The organism is Streptomyces sp. NPDC045955, assembly GCF_056430805.1.
In genome coordinates this window covers 1-21895 of record NZ_JBWKKY010000012.1, presented here as the reverse complement: position 1 = coordinate 21895, position 21895 = coordinate 1, and the positions used below count along the sequence as shown (strand labels likewise).

Below are 21895 nucleotides of genomic sequence, written 5' to 3'. Positions count from 1 at the left end.
CGCGCCCGGCCGGTCCGGAGGGCACGGGACGCTCAGGGCGCATGGCGCCAGTGCTCGGCGAGGTCGCCCCACAGGTAGGCGGTGGTCTCGACGCCCTTGAGGAGCAGGTCGAGTTCCACTTTCTCGTTCGGGGCGTGCCAGCCGTCGGACGGGACGGAGATGCCGAGGAAGAGCACCGGAGCGCCGAGCACGTCCTGGAGGTCCGCCGCGGGTCCGGAGCCGCCCTCGCGCGTGAAGCGGACCGGCTTGCCGAAGGCCCGGCCCATGGCGCGGGCTACCGACTTCAGGGCCGGGTGGTCCAGCGGCGTCAGGCACGGGCGCGTCGCCCCGCTGAAGGTGATCTCGCAGCGGATCCCGGCGGGCACCTGCTGCTCGGCCCAGGCGCGGACGGCCTTCTCCACCTGGGCGGGGTCCTGGCCCGCCACCAGCCGGAAGGACAGCTTCACCATGGCGGAGGACGGCACGACGGTCTTGCTGCCGGGGCCCTGGTAGCCGCCGCCGATGCCGTTGACCTCCGCGGTGGGGCGGGCCCAGACGCGCTCCAGGGTCGTGTACCCGGCCTCTCCCTGGGTGGCGTACGACTTGGCCGCGCGCAGCCACTGGCGCTCGTCGAAGGGCAGTTCGGCGAAGAGTTCCCGTTCGCGGTCGGTGAGTTCGACCACCCCGTCGTAGAAGCCGGGGATCGCCACGCGCGCGTGCTCGTCGTGCAGGGCGGCGACGAGGCGGGCGGCGACTGTCGCCGGGTTGGGCACCGCGCCGCCGAAGGAGCCGGAGTGGATGTCCTGGTCGGGGCCGTGCAGCCGTATCTCGCACTCGGCGAGGCCGCGCATGCCGGTGCACACCGTGGGGGTGTCCTCGGACCACATGCCGGTGTCGGAGACGATCACCGCGTCGGCGGCGAGCCGCTCGGCGTGCTGTTCGACAAGGTCCCGGAAGTGCGGCGAGCCGGACTCCTCCTCGCCCTCGATCAGCAGCTTCAGGTGCACCGCCGGGGTGGTGCGGCCCGTGGCGGCGAGGTGGGCGCGCACGCCGAGGGTGTGGAAGAACACCTGGCCCTTGTCGTCGGCCGCCCCGCGCGCGTAGAGGCGGTTGTCCCGGACGACCGGCTCGAAGGGCTCGCTGTCCCAGCCGTCCTCCCGGGCGGCGGGCTGCACGTCGTGATGGCCGTAGACCAGCACCGTGGGCGCCTGCGGGTCGGCACAGGGCCACTCGGCGAAGACGGCGGGCGCGCCCGGGGTCTGCCAGACCTCGGCCGTCGGGAACCCGGTCTCCTTCAGCTTGGCGGCGAGCCAGTCGGCGCTGCGTCGCACGTCGGGCGCGTGGTCCGGCTGAGCCGACACCGAGGGGATGCGCAGCCACTCGGCGAGGTCGTCGAGGAAGGCGGCGCGATGCTGCTCGATGTACGTACGGACGACACTGTCCGGGGTCTGGCTCATGGTCACGAGCCTATCGGCCCGCACGGACCTCCTCGGAGTGCGGTTCCTCACCGGACGGCTCCCCGAGCAGCAGCCGCTCCAGCGCGGCCCGTCCCGGCAGGTCACCCGGCCGTACGACCTCGCCGCTGCGCACGTACAGGAACGCGGCCGTGACCGACTCCAGGGGGACGCCCTGCTGCTCGGCCCAGGCGAGGCGGTAGACGGCCAGCTGGAGCGGGTCGGCGGTGCGGGTGCGGTTCGTCTTCCAGTCGACGATCTCGTAGGTCGTCTCCTGGCCGTCGCCCTCCTTGTAGACGGCGTCGATGCGGCCCCGGACGACGCGGCCTGCGATCTCGAGCTGGAAGGGGGCCTCCACCCGGTAGGGCGTGCGGTGCGCGTACCCGGTGCGCTCGAAGGCCTCCTTGAGGGCTTCCAGGTCCTGTTCGTCGGCGATCTCGGCGTCGCTGCCGGGCAGTTCCCCGGGCTCCAGGAACGGCAGCGTCAGCGCTTCGAAGCGGGCCTCGACCCACGCGTGGAAGCGCGTGCCGCGGCGGGCGGCGGGCTGGGGCGGGCGGGGCATGGGGCGGGCCAGTTCCTGCGCGAAGCCGTCCGGATCGGCGGCCAGGCGCAGCAGCTGGGACGCGGTGAGCGACGCGGGCAGGGGGACCTCGGTGACGCTGTCGCGGGCGCGCAGGAGTTCTCCGGTGAGGGCGTCGAGGTCACGGTCCCAGGAGGCGACGGTGCGGGCTTCCTCGGGGGTGAGGCGGGAGTGTTCCGGCGTCGTCGGGTGTGGGCGCGCAGCGGGGAGTTCCGGTGAGGTCGCCTGGTGCGGGACGGTGGGGCGGGTCCCCGGCCGCTCGACCCGGTCGGCGGGCCGCTCATCCCGGCCCGCCGGCCACTGCTTCCGGTCAGTCGGCCACTCCTCTCGGCCGACCGGCTTCTCACGGTCGGCCGGCCGCTCCTCCCTGCCGGCCGGGGCTTCCGCGACGGCGTCGTCCTCGAAGGGGTCGTCGTCGAACGGGTCCGGTTCGTCGTACGGAGGCTCGTCGTCCTCGGGTGGCGGCGGCCACTCCGGGTCGTCGATCCTGTCCGGGTCGTGCGCGGCCGCGGGGTGCCCGTCGTCGTGGGACGCCAGGTCATCCAGGTGTGCCAGGACGGTCGCGGCGGCCGCGCGGCGGCGGGCCAGGGCCGTCTCGTCCAGGGGCAGGGGCCACACCCGGTCGGCGGTGTCCTGGTGCAGGGCCGGGTTCTCCTCGTCCTCGGCGGGTTCGTCCGCCCAGGCCTCGATCTCGCCGTAGCCGGCCGCGCAGTGGTCGTGGAGGGCGTGGAGGAACGCGGACGGTCCGCGGCGCTTCTTCTGCGTGGGCCCCCACCAGTGGCCGGAGCCGAGGAGCAGCGAGCGGGGGCGGGTGAAGGTGACGTAGCCGAGGCGGAGTTCCTCGGTGTGCTGATGGTCCTTCATGGCCTCGTGGAAGGCTCTCAGGCCCCTTGCGTCCCAGGACTCCACGTCGGGAAGGGTGTCGGCGTCGCCGCGCAGCCGGTGCGGCAGGACCTTGCCCTGGGAGGTCCACTTCTCGCGGCCCTGGCTGCTGGGGAAGGTGCCGGTGACCAGCCCGGGGACGACCACGACGTCCCACTCCAGGCCCTTGGACTTGTGGGCGGTGAGCACCTTGACGGTGTTCTCGCCGCCGGGGAGGGCGTTGTCGAGGCCCTTCTCGTACTGGGCGGCGGTGCGCAGGAAGCCGAGGAAGGCGAGCAGGGTGGCCTCGTTGTCGCCGGCGGCGAAGGAGGCGGCGACGTCGAGGAAGTTGGACAGGGTCTCGCGGCGGCGCGCGGCCAGGGCGTGCGGCGACGCCGACAGCTCGACCTCCAGGCCGGTGACGGCGAGGACGCGGTGCAGGACGTCCATCAGCGGGTCGGCCAGGGAGCGGCGCAGCTCGCGCAGTTCGGTGGCCAGGCGGGCGAAGCGCACGCGCGCGTCGGGCGAGAAGGGCAATCTGTCGTCGTCCCCGTGGCCGTCCAGCGGCGTCTCCAGGAACGTGTCGAGCGCGTCGGCGAGCGAGATCACCTCGGCCGGGTCGACTCCCTCGACGGCCTCGGCGAGCCGGCGGTCCGGGTCGTCGTCGCCCTCCACGCGCGCGTGGGACACGAGGAGCCGGGCGCGCCGCCCCAGCAAAGCGAGGTCGCGCGGGCCGATGCGCCAGCGCGGGCCGGTCAGCAGCCGGACCAGGGAGGCGTTGGCGCCGGGGTCCTGGAGGACCTCGCAGACGGCGACGAGGTCGGCGATCTCGGGCAGGTGCAGCAGCCCGGACAGGCCGACGACTTCGACCGGGATGTCCCGGGCGACCAGGGCACCCTGGATCTCGGCGAAATCGGTCGCCGTACGGCACAGCACGGCGATCTCGCCGGGTGCCGTCCCGGTCCGTACGAGGTGGGCGACGGAATCGGCGGCCCAGTCGATCTCCTCGGCGTGGGTGCGCAGCAGGGCGCAGCGGACCATGCCGTCGCGTTCGGCGCCGGGGGCCGGGCGGAGGGCCTCCACGCCCGCGTGCAGGGCGCGCAGGGGCTCCGCGAGGCCGTTCGCCAGGTCGAGGAGACGGCCGCCGCTGCGGCGGTTCTCGCTGAGCGCCTGCCGGGTCGCGGGGCGGCCGTCGGCGTGGGCGAAGTGCTCGGGGAAGTCGTCGAGGTTGGCGACGGAGGCGCCGCGCCAGCCGTAGATGGCCTGGCACGGGTCACCGACGGCGGTGACGGGGTGGCCGGTGCCCTCGCCGAACAGGCCGGCCAGGAGGACGCGTTGGGCGACCGACGTGTCCTGGTACTCGTCGAGCAGGACCACCCGGAACTCGTCGCGCAGGGCGCGCCCCACGTCGGGGATCTTCGCGAGCCGGGCCGACAGGGCGATCTGGTCGCCGAAGTCGAGCAGGTCCCGCTCGCGCTTGGCGGCCCGGTAGCGGGTGACCAGTTCGGCCAGTTCCCGGCGGGCGGCGGCCGCTTCGGGCACCTTGCGCAGATCGGCGTTGGTGAGCTTGGCGCCGCGCAGGGTCAGCAGCAGTTCGGCGTCGTACGCGCGCAGCGCCTCCGGGCGGACGAGGTGCTCGGAGAGCTCTGCGTCGAGGGCCAGGAGGTCGCCGACCAGGTCCGGGAAGGAACGGGTCAGGGCCGGGTAGGTCCCCGGGGCCTCGCGCAGCACGCGCGCGGCGAGCTGGAAGCGGGTCGCGTCGGCGAGCAGCCGGGACGTCGGCTCCAGGCCGATGCGCAGGCCGTGGTCGGCGAGCAGCCGGCCCGCGAAGGCGTGGTACGTGGAGATCACCGGCTCGCCCGGCGGGTTGTCCGGGTCGATGGCGTCCGGGTCGGTGACACCGGCCCGGACGAGCGCCTTGCGAACACGCTCGGCGAGTTCGGCGGCGGCCTTGTTGGTGAAGGTGAGACCGAGCACCTGCTCGGGTGCGACCTGGCCGGTGCCGACCAGCCACACCACGCGGGCCGCCATCACCGTCGTCTTGCCCGAGCCGGCTCCGGCGACGATCACCTGCGGGGCGGGCGGCGCGGTGATGCAGGCCGTCTGCTCAGGGGTGAACGGGATGCCGAGGAGCTCCTTGAGCTGCTCGGGATCAGTGATACGGGCGGGCACGTCACAGAGGCTAGCGGCGGCCACTGACAGTGGCGGCCGGATCGGCTGCCGGGGCGGAAGATGCGCAGGTCAGCACAGGTGGTGCGATAGCTCACTCCACGACATGGCGGCCCTCCTGCCGCGCGCTGCACGAGGCCCGGAACGCGCAGTGCGTGCAGTGCTGGCCGGCGGTCGGCGTGAAGCGTTCGTCGAGGACCTTGCCCGCCGCGGTGGCCAGCAGATCACCGACCCACTCCCCCTCCAGCGGCTCCTGGGCCTGCACCTTGGGCAGGGTCTCGCCGCCGTCGCGCTGGGCGGCGCCCTGGCGCAGATGGACGAGTTCCGCGCCGCCCGGCTCGGGGCGCACCCCGTCGAAGACGTCGTCGACGGCGCCCTCGCGGACGGCCAGCTGGTAGACGGCGAGCTGCGGGTGGCGCTCCACCTCCTTGCCGGTGGGCGCCTGTTTGCCGGTCTTGAAGTCGACGACGTAGGCACGGCCCTCACCGTCCGCCTCCACGCGGTCCATCTGGCCGCGGATGCGCACCTGGTAGTCGCCGGCTTCCAGGGTGACGTCGAAGTCGTGCTCGCTGGCCACCGGGGTACGGCCGGTGCGGTCCATGACGTGCCACTTCAGGAACCGTTCGAGCGCCACGCGCGCGTTGTCCTTCTCCTGGTCCGACTTCCACGGCGCGTCGAAGGCCAGGGCGTTCCACACGGAGTCGAGCCGTTCCATGAGGACGGAGAGGTCGGCCGGGCTGTGCCCGGAGGCGACCTCGTCGGCGAGGACGTGCACCACGTTGCCGAAGCCCTGGGCGGCGGTCGCGGGCGCGTCGGCCTTCACCTCGCGGCCCAGGAACCATTGCAGGGCGCAGGTGTTGGCGAGCTGGTCGAGGGCGCTGCCGGAGAGCACGACGGGCTGGTCGCGGTCGCGCAGCGGCACCTTGGACTCGGTCGGCTCGACCATGCCCCACCAGCGATAGGGGTGCGCGGACGGCACCAAGGGGCGGCCGTCCTCGTCGGCGAGGGCGGCGAGCCGGGCGAGGCGGCGGGCGGCGGCTTCCCGGAGGGCGTCGGAGACACGCGGGTCGACCGTGGTGGCGCGCAGTTCGGCGACGAGTGCCGCGACGGACAGCGGGCGGCGCGGGCGCCCCGTGACGTCCTTGGGTTCGACGCCGAGTTCGGTCAGGAAGCGGGAGGGCTGGTCGCCGTCGTCCGCCGGGGCCTTGACGGCGGTCACGACGAGCCGTTCACGCGCGCGCGTGGCGGCCACGTAGAACAGGCGGCGCTCCTCGGCGAGCAGCGCGCCGGGGGTGAGGGGTTCGGCGAGACCGTCGCGACCGATGCGGTCGGCCTCCAGCAGGGAGCCTCGGCGGCGCAGATCGGGCCACAAGCCCTCCTGGACGCCCGCGACGACCACGAGGCGCCATTCCAGGCCCTTGGAGCGGTGCGCGGTCATCAGGCGGACCGCGTCGGGGCGTACGGCGCGGCGCGTGAGGGTGTCGGCGGCGATGTCCTCGGCCTCGATCTCCTCCAGGAAGTTGAGGGCGCCCCGGCCGCCGGTGCGCTCCTCGGCACGGGCCGCGGTCGCGAACAGCGCGCAGACGGCGTCCAGATCGCGGTCCGCGTTGCGCCCGGCCGCGCCGCCCCGGCGTGCGGCCCGCTCCAGCCGCGCGGGCCACGGCGTGCCCTCCCACAGGTCCCACAGCGCCTCCTCGGCCGTGCCGCCGCCCGCCAGCCGCTCACGGGCCTTGCGCAGCAGCGCGCCGAGGCGCTGGGCGCCCCGCGCGTACGTGGGGTCGTGCACGGCGAGGCGTTCCGGCTCGGCGAGCGCCTGCGCGAGCAGTACGTCGGAGGGCGGCGGCAGCGGGTTGCCGGCCGCCCGCTCCTCGTCGCGCAGGGCCCGGCCGAGGCGGCGCAGGTCGGCGGCGTCCATGCTCGCGAGCGGGGAGGTGAGGAGGGTGAGGGCGGTCTCGGTGTCGAGCCACGGACTCACCTCGGGTTGCCCGGAAGCCGCCTCTCCGTCGGCCGCCTCGGGTTGCCCGGGAGCCACTTCTCCGTCGGCCGCCTCGGACCCCCCCGAAGCCGCCTCCCCATCGGTGTCCGAGGCCTCCGCCGCGGCCACCGCCCGCAGCGCCGTCAGCAGCGGTGCCACCGCCGGTTCGTGACGCAGGGGCACGTCGTCACCGTCGACGTCCACGGGGACGCCGGCCGCCGTGAGGGCGCGGCGGACCGTCGGGATGGTGCGGGAGCCGGCGCGCACCAGGACGGCCATCTCGCTCCAGGGGACGCCGTCCTCCAGGTGGGCCCTGCGAAGGATGTCGGCGATGTTGTCCAGCTCCGTCCCGGGCGTCGGGTACGTGTACGCCTCGACGCGGCCGCCGTCCCGAACGGGCGCGAGTTCGCGGTGGGCGCGCACCTTCTCGGCGGGCAGGCGGGTCAGCGGCATGCGCTGGGTCAGCAGCCGGGTGGCGGCCAGCAGGGCGGCACCGGAGCGGCGGGAGGTGCGCAGCACGGCGACGGGGGCCGGGCGGCCGTCCGCGCGCGGGAAGGCGTGCGGGAAGTCGAGGATGCCGTTCACGTCCGCTCCACGGAACGCGTAGATCGACTGGTCGGGGTCACCGAACGCGACGAGCGTGCGACCGCCGCCGGCGAGCGCGTGCAGAAGCCGTACCTGAGCGGGATCCGTGTCCTGGTACTCGTCGACGTAGACGGCGTCGTACCGGGCGGCGAGCCGCGCCGCGACCTCGGGCCGGCCGGCGAGGAGCACCGCGCGGTGGACGAGTTCCGCGTAGTCGATCACGCCCTGGAGGTCGAGCACGTCGAGGTACTCGGCGAGGAAGGCGGCGGCGGCGCGCCAGTCGGGGCGTCCGGTTCGGCGGGCGAAGGCGTCCAGGGCGTCGGGGCCGAGACCCAGTTCACGGGTGCGGGCGAGGACCGCGCGGACCTCGTCGGCGAAACCGCGGGTGGTCAGGCAGGCGCGCAGTTCGTCCGGCCAGCGCACGTGCGCGAGCCCGAGCCGCTGCAGGTCCACCTGGCCGGCGAGCAGTTCCCGGACCGAGACGTCCTGCTCGGGGCCGGACAGCAGCCGCAGCGGCTCCACGAACAGGTCGCTGTCCTGGTGGGCGCGGACCAGGGCGTAGCAGAAGGAGTGGAAGGTGGTGGCCTGGGGCGCGTGGGCCGCACCGCTGCGCAGGGCCATGCGGTCGCGCAGTTCGACGGCCGCCCTGCGGCTGAAGGTGAGCACGAGGACGCGGTCGGGGTCCCCTCCCCGGGCGATGCGCTCGGCCACGGACTCGACGAGTGTGGTGGTCTTGCCGGTGCCCGGACCTGCGAGGACGAGCAGCGGGCCGGTGGCGTGGTCAACCACGGAACGCTGCGCGGCGTCCAAAAGAGGGGGGTCCTGCCGATCAGGAGGGGTACGCACCAGTCGGTAAGCGCCGCGGCTCCCCTGCCGCACCCGGGGGTGCGGCAGGCCGCTGATGGAGAGTGAGGAGCTCACGTGGTTCGCCGGTCCTGGTGGAAGTGCTGGTGGGCGGGCCACCGCGCGTGGCGGGCGGTGACCGCGGGGTGACGGGGACGCGTGCAACCGACGCTACGCCGACGAGTGAGGCGGAAGCAGAGCTTCCCCTTTCTCCCGCCAGTCACCCGAGGCCCTCATGGCACTCGATGCGCTTGCGGCACTCATGTCCCTCATCTCACGAACGTACGTCATCTCTGCGACGTGCCCCGATTCCCCCGTCCGGATCACGGGTCACACGGGAGGGCGTCCGATGCCGGAAGCTGTCAGGTGTGACCCTCCGCGCGTTCGCCGCCGTCCCAGCGCGCCCGCCTCATGTCGAGGCGCGGCAGATGGCCCTCGGCGGCCCGGCTCGCCTCCTTCAGGGGTGTGCCCTCCGCGCGGTAGTGGCCGAGCGCCCGCTGCTCGTGCCCCGGCAGCAGGACGCCGTCCGCGCGCACGACGCGCCACCATGGAACGGCTCCGCCGTAGAGGGCCATCACGCGGCCGACCTGCCGCGGACCACCCTCCTCCAGCCACTCCGCGACGTCCCCGTATGTCATGACACGGCCCGGTGGGATCAGTTCGGCGACGTCCAGGACCCGCTCGGCGTACGCGGGCAGCGCTTCCCCGGGCTCCTCACGGGTGTCGCCGTACCCCGTGCGGGCGCCCAGCGCGCCGGCGTCCTGCGGAAGGCTCTCCTCGCTCATCCGCCCCATCCTGCCGCACCCCACCGACAACGGGACGGGCGTGCTCCGGAGCGTTCTCCTCGCCCGGCGGGAGCGCGTCGGGCAGACTGTCCGCCCCCGCATGTGCACCCTGATGCCCCCGTGTGTCGGTGCGGCATGCCACCATCGTGCGGGCGGTGACCGGTGATACGAGACCAAGAAGAGACGATGAAGCAGCAGGGTGCGCACCCCGAGGACCCGGAGGGCACCTCTGACGCTTCGTCGCGCCCGGGTACTCCGGACGACGGCCCGGAACCGGCCGGTGAGCAGGCCGGGACGGCCGCGGAGCAGTCCGGCGACAAGGCGCCGACGACCGCGGAGCAGTCCGGCGACAAGGCGCCGGCGACCGCCACGAAGTCCGGCAAGAAGGCCCCGGTATCCGGCGGGAAGGCCCCCGCGTCCGCCGAGAAGTCCGGCAAGAGGACCCCGGCGTCCACGGATGACGAGGAGACCGTGCACATCGACGAGGTGGAGGGCGACGAACCGCTGCTCCCCGCGCGCGTGCACCGCCCGTCCGACCTGATGCGGCTCCTGGTGGGCGTGCTCGCCGTCGCGCTGCTGATCGGCATCGCCGCGTTCGCGCACGGCACCACCTCGGGCCTCGAACAGGACATCAACAAGGGCACGGGCCAGGCGCCCGACCTGCTCATCAAGATCGCGGGACTGGCCTCCAGCATCGCGATCCTCCTGGTGCCGGTCGCCTTCGCCATCGAGCGGCTGATCAAGCGCGACGGGCTCAGAATCGCCGACGGCGTGCTCGCGGCCGTCCTCGCCCACGGTGTGACCCTCGCCACCGACCTCTGGGTGGCCCGCGCCGCCCCCGACTCGATCCAGGAGGCGCTCACCCAGCCCTCCCCCGGTGACATCCACGCGCTGACCGACCCGGTGCACGGCTATCTGGCGCCGGTCATCGCGTACATGACGGCCGTCGGCATGTCACGCCGACCCAGATGGCGCACGGTGCTGTGGGCCGTGCTGCTCCTGGACGCCTTCTCGATGCTCGTCACCGGGTACACGACACCGTTCTCGATCATCCTGACGGTGCTGATCGGCTGGACCGTGGCCTACGGCACGCTCTACGCGGTCGGCTCGCCCAACGTCCGGCCCACCGGGCAGACCCTGATGGCGGGCCTGCGGACCGTCGGCTTCCGCCCGGTCAGCGCGTCCCGCGAGGACACCTCGGACAACCCGGACACCGGCGACCGGGGCCGCCGCTACTTCGTCACACTCGAGGACGGCCCGCCGCTGGACGTGACGGTGGTCGACCGGGAGCAGCAGGCCCAGGGCTTCTTCTACCGTGCGTGGCGCAACCTGACCCTGCGCGGCTTCGCCACCCGCAGCAGCCTCCAGTCGCTACGCCAGGCCCTGGAGCAGGAGGCGCTGCTGGCGTACGCGGCGATCGCGGCCGGTGCCAACGCGCCCAAGCTGATCGCCACCTCCGAGTTGGGTCCCGACGCGGTGATGCTCGTCTACGAGCACAGCGGCGGCCGCACCCTGGACTCGCTGCCGGACGAGGAGATCACCGACGACCTGCTGAGCGACACCTGGCACCAGGTGAAGGCGCTCCAGTCCCGGCGCATCGCACACCGCAGGCTGGTCGGCGACGCGATTCTGGTGGATCGTTCCGGCACGGTGATCCTCACCGATCTGCGCGTCGGCGAGATCGCGGCCGGTGACCTGCTGCTGCGGATGGACACGTCCCAGCTGCTGGTGACCCTCGGCCTCCGGGTGGGCGCCGAGCGGGCGGTCGCCTCCGCGGTGGAGGTGCTCGGCCCCGACGCGGTGGCGGACTGTCTGCCGATGCTCCAGCCCATCGCGCTCAGCCGCTCCACGCGCGCGACGCTGCGCAGGCTGGCCCGGGAGCGGGCACAGCGCGAGCGCGACGCGGTCCTGGAGGCGTCCCGGCAGTCCAAGCAGGCGCGCCTGGAGGACGCCTCGGACGAGGCCGTGCCGGTCCTGGAGAAACCCGACAAGAAAGCCGTACGGGCCGAACAGCGGGCCGAGAAGCGGGCCATCGACGATGCCCTGGAGGAGGCGCGCGAAGAGGACCTGCTCACGCAGATCCGGCACCAGGTGCTGCGGATCAGGCCGCAGGCACCCGTCGAGCCGGCCCGGCTGGAGCGGGTGCGGCCGCGCACGCTGATCAGTTTCATGGCCGGCGCGATCGGCGCGTACTTCCTGCTGACGCAGCTCACGCACATCGAGTTCGGGCCGCTCATCGCGAACGCCGAATGGGGCTGGGTCGCCGCGGCCGTGCTGTTCTCGATGGGCAGCTACATCGCGGCGGCGATGGCCCTGCTGGGGTTCGTGCCCGAGCGGGTGCCGTTCCTGCGGACCGTGGCGGCGCAGGTCGCCGGGTCGTTCGTGAAGATCGTCGCCCCGGCGGCGGTGGGCGGTGTCGCCCTCAACACCCGCTTCCTCCAGCGCGCGGGAGTGCGGCCGGGGCTCGCGGTGGCGAGCGTCGGAGCGTCGCAGCTGTTCGGGCTCGGCTGTCACATCCTGATGCTGCTGTCCTTCGGCTATCTGACCGGAACCGAGAAGACGCCGTCCCTGTCACCGTCCCGGACGGTCATCGCCGGTCTGCTGACGGTGGCGGTGCTCGTGCTCGTGGTGACCTCGGTGCCGTTCCTGCGGAAATTCGTCGTCACGCGCGTGAGGTCGCTGTTCGCGGGGGTCGTGCCGCGCATGCTGGACGTGCTCCAGCGGCCGCAGAAGCTGGTCACCGGCATCGGCGGCATGCTGCTGCTGACCGCCTGCTTCGTGATGTGCCTGGACGCGTCGATCCGCGCGTTCGGCGACGAGTCCACGTCGATCAGCCTCGCCAGCGTCGCCGTCGTCTTCCTCGCGGGCAACGCCCTGGGGTCCGCGGCGCCGACCCCGGGCGGCGTGGGCGCGGTCGAGGCGACCCTGACCGTCGGTCTGATCGCCGTCGGGCTGCCGAAGGAGGTCGCGGCACCGGCGGTCCTGCTGTTCCGCCTGCTGACGCTGTGGCTGCCCGTGCTGCCGGGCTGGCTGGCCTTCAACCACCTCACGCGCAAGCAGGCCCTCTGACCCGGCCCGCCCAGGCCCTTCAGCACCACCGAGGCACCATCCGCCCCGCATACCTCGTACGGCACGCGTCCCGCGCGGGCGGCCCTCCGCCGCCGCAGGATGGAACCATGCCAACCCTCCTCCGGCTGCGCGCCGCCGCCCTGACCGCCACCGCCGTGCTGCTGTCCGCCGCGCTGGCGAGCTGCGGTGACGACGCCGCCAAGGACGAGGACCTGACGCGCCAGGAGCTGAGCTGGAAGGACTGCCCGGCCCCGTCCGATGCCCAGGGAGGCGGCGCCGCGCCGTCACCGCTGCCGGACGGCGGCGAGTGGCAGTGCGCCACCATGAAGGCCCCGCTCGACTGGGACGACCCCAAGGGCGACACGATCGGCCTCGAACTCATCCGGGCCAGGAGCAGCGGCGACGAGAGCGCCCGCATCGGTTCGCTCATCTTCAACTTCGGCGGCCCCGGCGGCTCGGGCGTCACCTCGCTGCCGGCCTTCGCCGAGGACTACGGCACCCTGCGCACCCGCTACGACCTGGTCAGCTTCGACCCCCGCGGAGTCGGCCGCAGCGCCCCCGTGATCTGTGAGAACGACCAGCAGCTCGACGCGTACTTCCAGCAGGACGCCACGCCCGACGACCCCGCCGAACGCAGCGAACTCCTGGACAACACCAAGGAATTCAACGACGCCTGCGAGCACAACTCCGAGAAGATCCTGCCGCACGTGCGCACCACCGACGCGGCCCGCGACCTGGACCTGATGCGCCAGGTCCTCGGCGACGAGAAACTGCACTACTTCGGCATCTCCTACGGCACCGAACTCGGCGGCGTCTACGCCCACCTGTTCCCCGAGCGGGTCGGCCGCGCCGTGTTCGACGCCGTCGTCGATCCCACGCAGGACGCGGAACAGGGCTCGCTCGGGCAGGCCAGGGGCTTCCAGCTCGCACTGGACAACTTCGCCGAGGACTGCGTGTCGAAGACCGAGCCGTGCCCCCTCGGCGACAGCGCGCAGGACGTGAAGGACCGCATCGCGAGGCTGCTGAAGGACCTCGACCGCACACCGATCCCGGGGGTCTTCCCTCGCCAGCTGACCCAGAGCGCGGCGACCAGCGGCATCCTCCAGGCGCTGTACTCGAAGGACTTCTGGGAGTACCTCACCGAGGGCCTGCAACAGGCGTACGACGGCGACGGCAGCGTCCTGATGCTGCTGTCCGACTCGATGAACGGGCGCGAGGACAACGGCGAGTACAGCAACATCACCGCCGCCAACGTCGCCATCAACTGCGCGGACGACAAACCCCGCTACGACACCGCCTTCGTGGAGCGCAAACTGCCCGAGTTCCGGGCGGCCTCGGACCTGTTCGGCGACTTCCTGGCCTGGGGCATGATCAGCTGCACCGACTGGCCCGTGCCGGGCGCCGCCGACCATCCGGACGTGAGCGCGCCGGGCTCGGCGCCGATCCTGGTCGTCGGCAACACCGGCGACCCCGCCACCCCGTACGAGGGAGCGCGGAAGATGGTGGAGGCGCTGGGCAAGGGGGTCGGGGTCGAGCTGACGTACCGGGGGCAGGGGCACGGCGCGTACGACAGCAAGAACAAGTGCGTGCGGGGCGCGGTGGACGGCTATCTGCTGGACGGAAAGGTGCCGCGGACGGGGACCGTCTGCACCTGATCTCAGGACCGGCCCGGAAAACACGCAGGTCAGAGGGTTATCCACAGGCCGCAACGGCCGGTGCGGGATCTGCCTACCATGGCCTGACCGCCATCCGCGGCACGGTGCGGACGGCCTGCGAGGGGGATGGAATCATGACGCGCTTCGTACGGTGGACCGCTGTGGCGGTCACCTCGGCGCTGTTCGCCGCGGGCTGCAGCGGCGGCTCGTCGGACGACGACAAGAGCGGACTCTCCTGGGGCCGGTGCAAGGCCACCGCCGATGCTCCCGCGCCGAGCAGTGACTGGCAGTGCGCGACGCTGAAGGTGCCGCTTGACTGGTCGAAGCCGGACGGCGAGACGATAGGGCTGGCGCTGATCCGTGCCAAGGCCCGCGGTGACGACCGCGTGGGCTCGCTCCTGTTCAACTTCGGCGGTCCCGGCGCCTCGGGCGTGTCCATGATGCCGTCGTACGCCCCGACCGTGTCCTCTCTGCGCGAGCGGTACGACCTGGTGAGCTGGGACCCGCGCGGGGTCGGGGCCAGCGAGGGCGTGCGCTGCCGCGGCGACAAGGAGATCCAGGCGGCCGAGTCGGTGGACGTCACACCGGACACACCCGCGGAGGAGAAGGCGTACTTCCAGGACGCCGCCGACTTCGCCAAGGGCTGCCAGAAGGACGCCGGGAAACTGATGGCGCACGTGTCGACCGCCGACTCGGCCCGCGACATGGACCGCATCCGGGAGGTCCTGGGCGACGAGAAGATGCGCTACTTCGGCATCTCCTACGGCACCGAACTGGGCGGCACGTATGCGCACCTGTTCCCGAAGAACGTGGGGCGGATGACCCTGGACGCGGTCGTGGACCCCGGCGCCGACGCGGTGGGGCATGCCCGCAACCAGGCCAGGGGCTTCCAGCGCGCACTGAACGGCTACTTGAAGTCCACGGGCCAGGACCCGGCGGAGGGCTCGCGGAAGATCGCGGACCTGCTGCGACGGATCGACACCCGGCCCCTGCCGACGGCCACGCCCGGGCGGAAGCTGACGCAGACGCTCGCGGTCACCGGCATCATCCTGCCGCTCTACAGCAAGGACAGCTGGCCGACGCTGACCAGCGCCCTCGCCGCGGCCGAGCGGGGGGACGGCTCGGAGCTACTGACCCTCGCCGACCGCTACAACGAGCGCGACCCGTCGGGACACTACGGCACGACGACTCACGCGCAACGGGTCATATCGTGCCTGGACGACAGGCAGCGGCCGACCGCGGCGACCACCAGGAAGCTGCTGCCTCAGTTCGAGAAGGTCTCCCCGGTCTTCGGGACGTTCCTCGGCTGGGACACGGCCGGGTGGTGCCACGACTGGCCGGTGCCCGGGCAACACGACACCCCGGAGGTGAGCGCCCCCGGCGCGGCGCCGGTCCTGGTGGTCGGCAACACCGGCGACCCGGCCACCCCGTACGAGGGTGCCCGGAGGATGGCCGACGAACTGGGCAAGGGCGTCGGAGTGATGCTCACCTGGCGGGGCGAGGGACATGGCGCGTACGGCAGCGGCAGCGACTGCGTCGACTCGACGGTGGACGCGTATCTGCTGGACGGCTCGGTGCCGAAGGACGGCAAGGTCTGCTCATGACGACGGCGGGGGCCCCGGGCACCCGTGGTGCGCGAAGCCCCCGCCGCTCGCGAAGGAAGGCCGGATACGGCTCGGTGTGCCGGCGCGTCCGGTCAGTACACCGGCTTGTCCGGCTCGATCTGGTTGACCCAGCCGATCACGCCGCCGCCGACGTGGACCGCGTCCGAGAAGCCCGCGGACTTCAGGACCGCAAGGACTTCCGCACTACGGACACCCGTCTTGCAGTGCAGGACGATCTTCTTGTCCTGCGGGAGGCTCTCCAGGGCGGTGCCCATGAGGAACTCGTTCTTCGGGATCAGCCGGGCGCCCGGGATGGAGACGATCTCGTACTCGTTCGGCTCGCGGACGTCGATGATGTCGATGCTCTCGCCGTCGTCGATCCACTCCTTGAGCTGCTTGGGAGTGATCGTGGAGTCGGCGGCCGCCGCCTGGGCCTCCTCGGACACGACGCCGCAGAAGGCCTCGTAGTCGATGAGCTCGGTGACGGTCGGGTTCTCGCCGCAGACCGCGCAGTCCGGGTCCTTGCGGACCTTGACCTGGCGGTACTGCATCTCCAGGGCGTCGTAGATCATCAGCCGGCCGACCAGCGGCTCACCGATGCCGGCGAGCAGCTTGATGGCCTCGTTGACCTGGATGGAGCCGATGGACGCGCACAGCACGCCCAGGACGCCGCCCTCGGCGCAGGAAGGGACCATGCCGGGGGGCGGGGGCTCCGGGTACAGGCAGCGGTAGCAGGGGCCGTGCTCGGACCAGAAGACGGAGGCCTGGCCGTCGAAGCGGTAGATCGAGCCCCACACGTACGGCTTGTTCAGCAGCACGCAGGCGTCGTTGACCAGGTAGCGGGTCGCGAAGTTGTCCGTGCCGTCGACGATCAGGTCGTACTGGCTGAAGATCTCCATCACGTTGTCGGCCTCGAGCCGCTCCTCGTGAAGGATCACGTTCACGTACGGGTTGATGCCCTTGACGCTGTCACGGGCGGACTCCGCCTTCGGGCGGCCGATGTCGGCCTGGCTGTGGATGATCTGGCGCTGCAGGTTCGACTCGTCGACCTCGTCGAACTCCACGATGCCGAGGGTGCCGACGCCCGCGGCGGCCAGGTACATCAGCGCCGGCGAGCCCAGGCCGCCGGCGCCCACACACAGCACCTTGGCGTTCTTCAGCCGCTTCTGCCCGTCCATCCCGACGTCGGGGATGATCAGGTGGCGGGAGTACCTGCGGACCTCGTCTACGGTGAGCTCGGAAGCCGGCTCGACCAGGGGTGGCAGCGACACGGGGACTCCGTTGGTCGGTCAATCACTACGGTTGTTCTCCCCGTAACAGTGCCATGCGCTTTTTCATTCCGAGACACCTGTTCCGACCAGCGAGACGACTTCGTCCCAGTAGCCGGGCATGGCCTCCCAGGGGTCGGTGCGGCCGCCCTCGTCCGTGTGGTCGGTGAACCAGACCGTCGCGGCGCCCTGCCGGCGGGCGATGCGCAGTGCCTCCCCCAGGTGCGGGCGGGGCACTCCGTGGACGAAGTGGCAGAAGCGCTCGGGCGGATGGTCGGCGGTCCACTCGGCCACCTGGGACCAGCGGTAGTCGCTCCACGGGCCGGAGAAGGTGACCAGCTGGTCGGCGAGCTGCGCGTAGCCCGGGTGCGGGTGGATGCCGTGGCCGAGGACGATGTGGGCCTCGTCACGGATCACGCGGAGCGCGGCGACCGTGCGGCGCACCTCGGGCAGCCCGGCGTGGTCCGCCGGGCAGCGGTCCAGGAGGAAGCCGTCGGCCTGGTACCAGTCGGTGAACCGGTGGGCGTCGGAGATCAGCTCCCCGAAGTTCCGGGTGCCGTACCGGGTGTCGAGGTGGCCGAGGACGCGGATGCCCGCGTCGTGCAGGCGGCCGGCCGCTTCCAGGCAGTGCGGGTCGGGGCGGGTGCCGGGACCGTCGGCCACGTTGAGGACCACCCAGTGCAGCGGGGTGCCGGGGCGGGTGAGTTCGCCCCACTCGGTGGGGGCGAGGAGGGGGTGCGCGTAGCCGGGGACGCCGACGCCCGGGCGGAGTTCCGTGCCGGAGGTGCGTGGGCGGGTGCTGGTCAGATGCGGCATGCCGCCTCCATCCAGATGTCGGCGAGGGACTCCTCCAGGCCGATCCGGGGTCGCCAGCCGAGCCGGTCGCGGGCGGTGCGCACATCGGCCTGCTGCCAGCTTCCGCAGCCGTCCGGGTACGGGTACGCGGCCGGGGGCGCGTGGTCCGGGTCGGGGCGGGGGTGGCCGATGGCCGGGCGCAGGGCGCCGGGAGGGCCGTCGAGTTCGTGGAGGGCGCCGCCGTATCCGGCCACGCGGGCGAGGACCGCGGCGGCGTCGCGCAGGCGGACGGCGCGGCCGGAGCCGATGTTGATGACGCCCTGGGCTGCGGAAAGCGAGGCGGCGTGCACGGCCCGGGCCACGTCCCGGACGTCGACGAAGTCGCGTTGTGCGCCGAGGCCGCCGAGTTTCAGCTCGCCGTCGCCGGACTGCATGGCGCGGCGCATGGCCTCGGCGAGCCGGCCCAGCGGGGAACCGGCGGGGGTGCCGGGCCCGGCCGGTGAGAAGACGCGCAGGACGACGGCGTCCAGGCCGGAGCCGAGGACGAGTTCGGTGGCGGCGAGTTTGCTGACGCCGTACGGTCCGCCGGGCCGGGGCACGGCGTCCTCCGCCGTGGAGGAGCCGGGCTGGCTGGGGCCGTACTCGGCGCTGCACCCGATCTGCACCAGCCGGGCACCGCAGCCACTGCGGCGCAGGGCCTCGCAGACGGTGGCCACGGCGACGGTGTTGTGGCGGGTGAGCTCGCGGGCACCGCCGCGGGTGGCGCCGGCGCAGTTGACGACGACGCCCGGGTGGACCGCGTCGAGGAAGCGGGTGAGGGCACCGGGACTGCCGGACGCGAGGTCGAAGCGGACATCGGCGTCGTCACCCCGGCCGAGGGCGGTCAGCTGTACCGCCGGGTCGGCGAGCAGGCGGTCGGCGACGAAGCGGCCGATATGGCCGTTGGCTCCGATCAGCAGGACTCTCATCGCGCGGCTCCCGGGGCGGCCGGGGCTGCTGGGCGGGTGGTCATGCGGGTTCTCCTTGAAGCGGGAAGTGAGGGATGTGTGGGTGCTGCCGGTGCCGACAGGGGCCGATGGCAGCGGGGGTCACCGGGAGGGTTCCGGCGGTGCGTGGGCCGAGGCCCTGGTCAGCTTGCGGGTCGCGTGGACCAGGAGGGCCAGGGCAGCCACGCCGCTGGCCAGCGTGGGGACGGTGCCGGCGCCCCAGGTGGTGACGAGGGTTTCGACGGGGGTGGCCAGGAAGCCGCAACCGGGGAGGCGGGAGGTGAAGACCGAGGCGAGGGCCGCCGCTTGGAGCGCGGCCGTGGCGGTGAGGACCACGGCCGGGGCGTAGGCGAAACCGTGAGTGGTGAGGAGGCGGGTCAGGAAGAGGAGGGCGCCCAGGGTGAGGGTCTCGGCGTAAGGAGCGGGCTCGTCGAGGACCGCGGCGCAGAGGGTGAGCAGGACCGCCAGGGCGCCCAGGAAGAGGGCGGAGATGCCGAGCAGGAGCGGTCGCACGGCGGCGGCGAAGTCCTCCAGGCCGTGGCTGGACGCGAGTTTGCGGCGGGCACGCGCGGTGAAGAGGTGGGCGGTCCAGGCGGCGGGCGCGCAGGCCAGGGCGAGGGCCAGGACGGGTGCGGCGGTGAGGGGCCAGGGGCCGTCGGCCGTGCCCGTGGGCAGGGTGTCGGGGCCTCCGGCGACGGCACTGTCGAGCAGGCCGTCACCCAGGAGGGCGTAGACGACGAGCCAGATGGTCCAGGTCGTGGCTCTTCCGGGGGCTGTGCGGTCGGGTCTGCTCAGCGGGCCTCGGCGCAGGGCCGCGCGGAGGGCCAGGGTCACGGCGAGGGCGCCGGCCGCGGCAGCGAACAGGCGCGACCGGCCGTGGGTGAGGTGCACGGCGGCCACGGCTGCGGCGCACAGCGTGCCCGGCAGGAGCGTCAGCAGGGCCCAGTCGGCGCGTGCCCGTGGAGCGGCGGGCGTGGCGGGCGGGGGTGCGTCCCCGTCCCGGGAGGCTCGCGCGTACATCTCCTCCGCGAGGGAGAAGACGTCCCGGTGGCGGAAGCGGGCGGCGGTCCGGTCGGTGATGCCGTGCGCCTCCAGGCCCGCCGCGATCTCCAGGGGGTCCACCGCGCGTTGGCAGAGCTCCCGGTGACGGTGCATCAGCGCCTTCACGGGATCGGCGGCACCGCGGCGCGAGGCGGCGGGCTTGCGATCGGCGGCCGTCCCCGGGGCGGGGGCGGACGTGGCCGCGGGGCTCGGCGCCTGTTCCGAGCGGGCGGGGCACGGCGCCCCAGGGGCCTCCGGGCCGGTGGGGCTCTCCGGCCGGTCCAGTTCGCCCAGGCCGCTCATCGGGCCCCCTCCGGGGCGGGGGCGGGTGTGGTGGCGCGTACGGGCCTGTCCGCCGCCCGGCCGGGGCCTCGGACGACGAGGCTGGGTGACGGGGCGGCCCAGCGGATCGGGACATGGGCCTCGGCGGGTACCGCGAAGGGCAGCGGTGCCCCCGCTTCGTCGAGGACCACACGGCGGATCGGCGCGCGCGAGACGATCTCCAGGTAAATGCCGTGAAATGCCTCGACGTTCTGCTCGACCGTGAACAGTTCGAGGGCACGGGCGCGAGCGGCGGCACCCAGGCGCGCACGGCGAGCGGGATCACGCAGCAGCGCCACGCACGCCTCAGCGAGCGCCCGCGGGTTGCGCGGCGGTACGACGAGCCCGGTGCCGCCGATGACCTCCACGACCGCGCCGACGTCCGTCGACACCGTCACGCGTCCGCAGAGCATGGCCTCGACGAGGCTGATCGGGAAGCCCTCGACGACGCTGGAGAGCACGGTCACGGCGCCCGAGGCGTAGGCGTCCGCGAGGGCCGGGAGGTCGGGCCCGCCGACCTCCTCGAAGGACACCGGGTTGTCGCCGGCGGCGTGCGGGCCGTCGGCTTCGTCGGGGAAGAGCTGGGCGGCCAGGGTCCGGCAGTGGCCGAGGTAGTCCGTGTCCTCGGCACCGGCCGGCGCTCCGACGATGCGCAGGCGGGCCTTCGGCTGCCGCTTGCGGATCTCCGCGAAGGCGTGCAGCAGGGAGACCAGGTCCTTGGCGGGCTCGACGCGTCCGACCCAGACGAGCGTGTCCGGGTCGGCGCCCTCGGGGGACTCGCCGACCTCGGCGAAGGGCCGGGCGTCCATGCCGGGGTAGACCGTGCGCAGCTTCTCGCGGCCGGCGCCGCAGCGCTCCTGCCAGCGGCGGGCGTGCGCGTTGCCGGCGGTGACGATCTCGGCCCGTGCGTAGGCCTCGGCCGCGAGCCTGCCGTGGAAGGCCGCCAGCAGGGACCGTACGGCGGGCGGGGCGTCCGGGGCGCTGAGGTGATGCGCGCGCAGGCGCACGCCGTACTCGGTGACCAGCAGGGGGACGCCGGTGAAGTGGCGGGCGAGCAGGCCCGGCAGGGCGGCCGGGCCGCCGGACGCGGCGTGGCAGAGGTCGACCGCGCCAAGTCCCTCCTCCTCGTACCAGTCGAGGGAGAGGGGTCGCAGGGCGTGTTCCAGGTGTGCGGCCACGGCGAGCAGATCCGGTACGCGAGCCTCGCGCGCCGCGCGGTGGGTGCCGGGCGCACGACAGGCGCGTTCCAGCGTGCGTACGGCGCTCTCGGAACGGAGGGCTCCCCCCAGGCCGCCCGCGTCGCGGGCGAGGTCGGCGAGCCCGTACAGAGCGTTGGCGAAACGGTCCGCCTCCGGGCTCGGCACCCCCGTGGAAATCCCCTGGGCGGTGGCCGACGCGCCCTCGGCGACGCCCGACGCACCCCCGGCAGCCCCCTGGGCGGTGCCCGGCACCCCCCCGCACGCCCCGCTCAGCACGGCCGCCAGTTCGCCGAAGCACTCGGTGAACCGCCGGCGTGCGCGGCGGCCCAGGACCACCTCGTCGTCCTCGGTCGTCCACATCGGCGCGGTGCGCACCCTGCGGACGTTCGGCGAAAGCGGGAGCCAGCCCTCGTCCTCCTGGTGCCGGCTGCGGCTGAGCGCGTAGACGTCGAACTCGTGCTGTCCGAGCCCGCGCACCAGCCGGTCGCACCAGAGCCTGGCGTCACCGCTCACGTACGGATAGCCACCCTCCGTAAGCAGTCCGATGCGCACGAGTGCACCCCCGATCTCCCGTATCAGGAGCCGCCGTTGCCCGGCGGCTCGCAGCGGGACGAACGTATGCGGACAAGGCGGTGGGGGGGGGGGGGGGGGGGGGGGGGGGGGGGGGGGGGGGGGGGGGGGGGGGGGGGGGGGGGGGGGGGGGGGGGGGGGGGGGGGGGGGGGGGG

The 21895-nt window shown here is 73.4% G+C and carries 12 protein-coding genes; 3 read left to right on the top strand and 9 right to left on the bottom strand.

The window, feature by feature from the left end:
• Positions 1 to 32 precede the first annotated feature (32 nt).
• The 4 genes from AC07F0_RS24515 to AC07F0_RS24500 all read right to left on the bottom strand — a co-directional run bounded on the left by AC07F0_RS24515 (position 33) and on the right by AC07F0_RS24500 (position 9231).
• Positions 33 to 1436 (bottom strand): dipeptidase, encoded by a 1404-nt coding sequence (locus tag AC07F0_RS24515; protein ID WP_478981898.1) that lies wholly within the window; start codon positions 1434 to 1436, stop codon positions 33 to 35.
• 10 nt (positions 1437 to 1446) lie between these two features.
• Complete coding sequence (locus AC07F0_RS24510) at positions 1447 to 5046, bottom strand: UvrD-helicase domain-containing protein (RefSeq protein ID WP_478981896.1); 3600 nt, start codon at positions 5044 to 5046, stop codon at positions 1447 to 1449.
• Positions 5047 to 5137: 91 nt separating this feature from the next.
• Entirely contained in the window at positions 5138 to 8524 is a 3387-nt protein-coding gene (locus tag AC07F0_RS24505) for an ATP-dependent helicase (RefSeq protein ID WP_478981894.1), read from the bottom strand.
• A 284-nt stretch (positions 8525 to 8808) separates the two neighbouring features.
• Positions 8809 to 9231, bottom strand: a complete 423-nt coding sequence (locus AC07F0_RS24500) for an MGMT family protein (RefSeq protein WP_478981892.1) — start codon at positions 9229 to 9231, stop codon at positions 8809 to 8811.
• Between the two features lie 186 nt (positions 9232 to 9417).
• Here AC07F0_RS24500 and AC07F0_RS24495 point away from each other — a divergent pair, with 186 nt between their 5' ends.
• From AC07F0_RS24495 to AC07F0_RS24485, 3 genes are all read left to right on the top strand, one after another.
• Positions 9418 to 12300: a lysylphosphatidylglycerol synthase domain-containing protein gene (locus AC07F0_RS24495; protein WP_478981890.1), complete on the top strand. Its 2883-nt coding sequence runs from the start codon at positions 9418 to 9420 to the stop codon at positions 12298 to 12300.
• A 107-nt stretch (positions 12301 to 12407) separates the two neighbouring features.
• The gene (locus AC07F0_RS24490) at positions 12408 to 13955 is read left to right on the top strand and encodes an alpha/beta fold hydrolase (protein WP_478981889.1); all 1548 of its coding nucleotides are present in this window, start codon (positions 12408 to 12410) and stop codon (positions 13953 to 13955) included.
• Between the two features lie 134 nt (positions 13956 to 14089).
• Positions 14090 to 15559, top strand: coding sequence for an alpha/beta hydrolase (locus tag AC07F0_RS24485; RefSeq protein WP_478981887.1), 1470 nt, complete (start codon positions 14090 to 14092; stop codon positions 15557 to 15559).
• Positions 15560 to 15651: 92 nt separating this feature from the next.
• Here the strand turns inward: AC07F0_RS24485 and moeZ are convergent, their stop codons facing one another.
• The 5 genes from moeZ to AC07F0_RS24460 all read right to left on the bottom strand — a co-directional run bounded on the left by moeZ (position 15652) and on the right by AC07F0_RS24460 (position 21721).
• Positions 15652 to 16830, bottom strand: a complete 1179-nt coding sequence (gene moeZ / locus AC07F0_RS24480; protein WP_020269791.1) for an adenylyltransferase/sulfurtransferase MoeZ — start codon at positions 16828 to 16830, stop codon at positions 15652 to 15654.
• Positions 16831 to 16893: 63 nt separating this feature from the next.
• On the bottom strand, positions 16894 to 17643 hold the full coding sequence (locus tag AC07F0_RS24475; RefSeq protein WP_478981885.1) for a spherulation-specific family 4 protein: 750 nt from the start codon (positions 17641 to 17643) through the stop codon (positions 16894 to 16896).
• Positions 17631 to 18590, bottom strand: a complete 960-nt coding sequence (locus AC07F0_RS24470; RefSeq protein ID WP_478981883.1) for an NAD-dependent epimerase/dehydratase family protein — start codon at positions 18588 to 18590, stop codon at positions 17631 to 17633. Before AC07F0_RS24470 ends, AC07F0_RS24475 begins: the two co-directional genes overlap by 13 nt.
• A gap of 120 nt (positions 18591 to 18710) precedes the next feature.
• Positions 18711 to 19952 (bottom strand): hypothetical protein, encoded by a 1242-nt coding sequence (locus AC07F0_RS24465; RefSeq protein WP_478981881.1) that lies wholly within the window; start codon positions 19950 to 19952, stop codon positions 18711 to 18713.
• A complete protein-coding gene (locus AC07F0_RS24460; RefSeq protein ID WP_478981879.1) occupies positions 19949 to 21721 on the bottom strand; it encodes a DUF3492 domain-containing protein in 1773 nt (590 codons plus the stop codon). The genes AC07F0_RS24465 and AC07F0_RS24460 overlap by 4 nt, the downstream gene beginning before the upstream one ends.
• Positions 21722 to 21895: the final 174 nt, after the last annotated feature.

What these genes read in the sequence shown, in the direction of transcription:
- AC07F0_RS24490 (WP_478981889.1), top strand. Translation starts at nt 12,408, where the DNA reads ATGCCAACCCTCCTCCGGCTGCGCGCCGCCGCCCTGACCGCCACCGCC.
- AC07F0_RS24500 (WP_478981892.1), bottom strand. Translation starts at nt 9,231, where the DNA reads ATGAGCGAGGAGAGCCTTCCGCAGGACGCCGGCGCGCTGGGCGCCCGC.
- AC07F0_RS24475 (WP_478981885.1), bottom strand. Translation starts at nt 17,643, where the DNA reads ATGCCGCATCTGACCAGCACCCGCCCACGCACCTCCGGCACGGAACTC.
- AC07F0_RS24465 (WP_478981881.1), bottom strand. Translation starts at nt 19,952, where the DNA reads ATGAGCGGCCTGGGCGAACTGGACCGGCCGGAGAGCCCCACCGGCCCG.
- AC07F0_RS24515 (WP_478981898.1), bottom strand. Translation starts at nt 1,436, where the DNA reads ATGAGCCAGACCCCGGACAGTGTCGTCCGTACGTACATCGAGCAGCAT.
- AC07F0_RS24495 (WP_478981890.1), top strand. Translation starts at nt 9,418, where the DNA reads ATGAAGCAGCAGGGTGCGCACCCCGAGGACCCGGAGGGCACCTCTGAC.
- AC07F0_RS24470 (WP_478981883.1), bottom strand. Translation starts at nt 18,590, where the DNA reads ATGAGAGTCCTGCTGATCGGAGCCAACGGCCATATCGGCCGCTTCGTC.
- AC07F0_RS24485 (WP_478981887.1), top strand. Translation starts at nt 14,090, where the DNA reads ATGACGCGCTTCGTACGGTGGACCGCTGTGGCGGTCACCTCGGCGCTG.